A 2288-nucleotide genomic window follows, 5' to 3' on the forward strand; every position below is an offset into this window, starting at 1 on the left:
ATGTCATGGCGCTGCTGCAGCGCGGGCGGGTCCGGCCTGTCGACATTGGGGCTCTGTTTCACCAGCACTTCGAGATTGGAGATACGATCCCGCGGCATCGGATGGCTGATCCGGTAGGGATCGACTTGCGCGCCCGAGAGCGACAGCGCAGTCTGGAAGCGGTGAAACGTCTTCAGCATGCCCATGCCGGACTGGCCGGTGGCGTTGAGATAGGTGATCGCCGAGCGGTCGGCCGTCATCTCCTCGGTGCGCTGGTAGGCGAGGATGCTGCGCTGTGCCATCTCGCCGCCACCGGCGGCCACGCCCATGCCCGCACCGGCAAGGCCGCGGCTATTGGTTGTCGCGCCGGCGACCATGGCACCGGCACCCAGCAGCGTCGCGATGATGGCCATCGTCTTGGCGCGTTCAAGCTGGTCGCGGAGTTTCTGCTGGTGGCCGCCGGCGATATGACCGGCTTCGTGCGCGATGACGCCGATGATCTCGTTGGGCGTTTCAGCCGTCATCAGCGCGCCGGTGTTGATGAACAGCCGGCGCCCGGTGACGAAGGCGTTGAAACTCTGGTCATTGACCAGAACGATGTCGATGCCGTCATTCGCCAGGCCAGCCGCCCTGAAGATCGGCCGCGCGTAATCGCGAACCAGCGCCTCGATCTCGGCGTCGCGCACCACCGGCACGTTCTGGGCAAAGGCGCTGACCGAACTCGCCATTGCAACGGCAACGCCAAGCGAAAGCGTCGCGAAGACGCGCGCTGCCTGGGCAATCGTCGATCTGGGTCGGCTCAACATGATGGCTCCACTGGTAGACGAGCGGGCGAAAGATGAAAAGTCGGCGCCGGAAACTTCCTCAACTTGTGATCCTCACATCAATCGGGCATTTGTGCGGCACATGCGCCAGTGCCTGGCGCCGTCAGTCATCGGGAATACTGGTCAAATGGTCGTTTCGCTCTCACGTCGTGGCAATGTCGAGCCCTTCCATGCGATGGACATTCTGGCAGAGGCAAACCGGCTGAAGTCCCAGGGCGTGCCGGTTGTTTCGATGGCCGTCGGCCAGCCCTCCGATCCCGCACCGGTTCTGGTTCGCGCCGCAGCCGCCAAGGCGCTGCAGGACGGACGCATCGGCTACACCGACGCGCTAGGACTGGCAGGTTTGCGCAAGGCGATCGCCGGACACTACGCCGATCACTACGGGCTTGATATCGAGCCCGGCCGGATCGCGGTGACCACTGGATCGTCGGCCGCCTTCAACCTCGCCTTCCTTGCGATGTTCGACGGGGGTGACCGCGTCGCCATCGCGGCACCCGGCTATCCCGCCTATCGCAACATCATGGCCGCGCTCGGCATCGAGGTGGTCGAGATCGAGCTCGGCGACGCCGCCTACCTGCATGCCGGCCATCTCGAGACCGCGCATCGTGAAAAGCCGCTGAAAGGCGTTCTCTTCGCCAGTCCCGCCAATCCAACCGGCGCGGTCATACCGGCCGATGAACTGGCGGCCCTGGTGAGGACGGCACAAGACCTCGGCATCGCCGTCATCTCCGACGAAATCTATCACCGGCTCGCCTATGCCGCCCCCGACACCACGGCGCTTGCCTATGGAGGCGACGTGACCGTGATCAACTCCTTCTCCAAATATTACTGCATGACCGGCTGGCGCATCGGCTGGATGGTGCTGCCGCAAGAGCTGGTGCGGCCGGTCGAGCGCGTCGCCCAGAGCCTCTACATCTCGCCGCCGGAACTGTCGCAGATCGCCGCGATCGAGGCGTTCAGGGCGACCGAGGAACTGGAAGCGGTCAAGGGTCGCTATGCCTGGAATCGCGAGCTTTTGATGAAGCGCCTCCCGGAACTCGGCTTTCCGCTGGCGGCGCCCATGGACGGCGCCTTTTATGCCTTTTGTGACGTCACCAGGCATACCAATGACAGCATGGCCTTCGCGCGAAAGATGCTGGCCGAGGCGCATGTCGCGGCAACACCCGGCCAAGACTTCGACACTCAGGCCGGGCACCGCACGATGCGTTTCTCCTACGCCGGCAGCCACGACGACATGATCGAGGCGATGGCGCGCCTCGAACGCTGGTTGAGGTAGCGCCATGCCGGAACTCGAACAGGCCCTCAGACTTGATCAGGCCCACAAACTTGATCAGGCCTCCAAACTTGATCAGGCATTGGCCGAAGTCGCTGCCGAAATGGCCGATCGCACCGATCGCGGTGACGTCGCTTCCTACCTTCCGCAATTGGGCAAGGTCGATCCGAAGAAATTCGGCATCGCAGCGGTCACCAATGACGGCCACGTGC

General features: G+C 63.8%; 2 protein-coding genes and 1 pseudogene. 2 read left to right on the forward strand and 1 reads right to left on the reverse strand.

Annotated features, from left to right (window positions below; translation table 11 throughout):
* A partial coding sequence (locus tag EOD15_RS33000) for a M48 family metalloprotease (RefSeq protein WP_148129775.1) occupies positions 1–785 on the reverse strand: 785 nt, incomplete at its 3' end.
* A gap of 145 nt (positions 786–930) precedes the next feature.
* Between EOD15_RS33000 and EOD15_RS33005 the strand changes: the two genes are divergently transcribed.
* Both EOD15_RS33005 and EOD15_RS33010 read left to right on the forward strand, forming a co-directional pair.
* A complete protein-coding gene (locus EOD15_RS33005) occupies positions 931–2079 on the forward strand; it encodes an aminotransferase class I/II-fold pyridoxal phosphate-dependent enzyme (protein ID WP_127321803.1) in 1149 nt (382 codons plus the stop codon).
* A gap of 4 nt (positions 2080–2083) precedes the next feature.
* Positions 2084–2288: pseudogene (locus EOD15_RS33010) on the forward strand (glutaminase); the annotation flags it as partial.

Source organism: Mesorhizobium sp. M7A.T.Ca.US.000.02.2.1, assembly GCF_003996995.1.
Classification (GTDB): domain Bacteria; phylum Pseudomonadota; class Alphaproteobacteria; order Rhizobiales; family Rhizobiaceae; genus Mesorhizobium.